The 927-nt window shown below is 62.0% G+C and carries 1 protein-coding gene and 1 pseudogene; both read left to right on the plus strand.

Annotated features, from left to right (window positions below; translation table 11 throughout):
- A pseudogene (locus AC3IFE_RS01235) lies at positions 1–555 on the plus strand (IS66 family transposase); the annotation flags it as partial.
- Positions 556–640: 85 nt separating this feature from the next.
- Positions 641–927 (plus strand): IS66-like element accessory protein TnpA (gene tnpA, locus AC3IFE_RS01240; protein ID WP_489189352.1); only part of this gene is annotated, 287 nt, incomplete at its 3' end.

The raw sequence follows: 927 nt of genomic DNA on the forward strand, positions 1-927 counted from the left end.
AAGCCACTCGATCCGAACCTGCCGCGCGAAGTCGTACGACACGAACTGCCCGAGTCCGAACGATTCTGCGCGCACGACGGTCACGCTCTCGTCGAGATCGGCGTGGAAACGAGCGAACAGCTCGACGTGATTCCCGAGCAGGTGCGCGTCGTTCAGCACCAGCGGGTCAAGTACGCCTGCCCGTGCTGTGATCTCGGTATCAAGGTTACGCCGGCACCAGCGCGCATCATTGCGCGCGGGCTGCTCACGGAATCCGCGCTGGCGTGGATCATCACTGGCAAGTACCAGTACGGTATGCCACTGTATCGCCAAGCCACGCTGCTGCGTCGCTTCGGCGGCGACATCTCGTCGAACACGCTGGCCGCCAGCGTGGTGCGGGTAGGTCTGGCCACGCAGCCGGTGATCAACCTGATGCGCGACGCGCTGCTCGAATCGAACTTGATCTACGGCGACGAAACCACGTTCCAGGTGCTGAAGGAACCAGGACGAAGGCCGCAGGCGAAGAGTTACCTGTGGGCGCAGGTCAACGGCTCGGGGCCGCCCGTGCGGATGTTCGTAAGCGCGAATTTAAGCACACCTAGAATTCCAGGCTGAATGCGCGCAGGCTTGCGTCCGCAACTACAACTTGCGGACGCAACCGATGACAGAGAACGAAGTTGATTTCTTTCCGCTGCGCGTGACGGGCGTGACCGCCACCGGCAAGCGACGCTTTGATCCAGAGGGTAAGCGCAAGCTGGTCGAGGCCTGTATGCAGCCAGGTGCGTCGATTGCCGGACTTGCGCTGAAGGCCGGCGTCAATGCGAACCAACTGCATAAATGGATTCACTTGCGCGAGCGTACGAGCGGGACTGCGCTGACGACAGCTGGTAAGCCGGCGCCATCGGCATTCGTACCGGTCGTGACCGTCAACGACGTGATGCCAGTGGC

The sequence above is a fragment of the Burkholderia sp. APQ4-4ca genome (genome assembly GCF_057837105.1).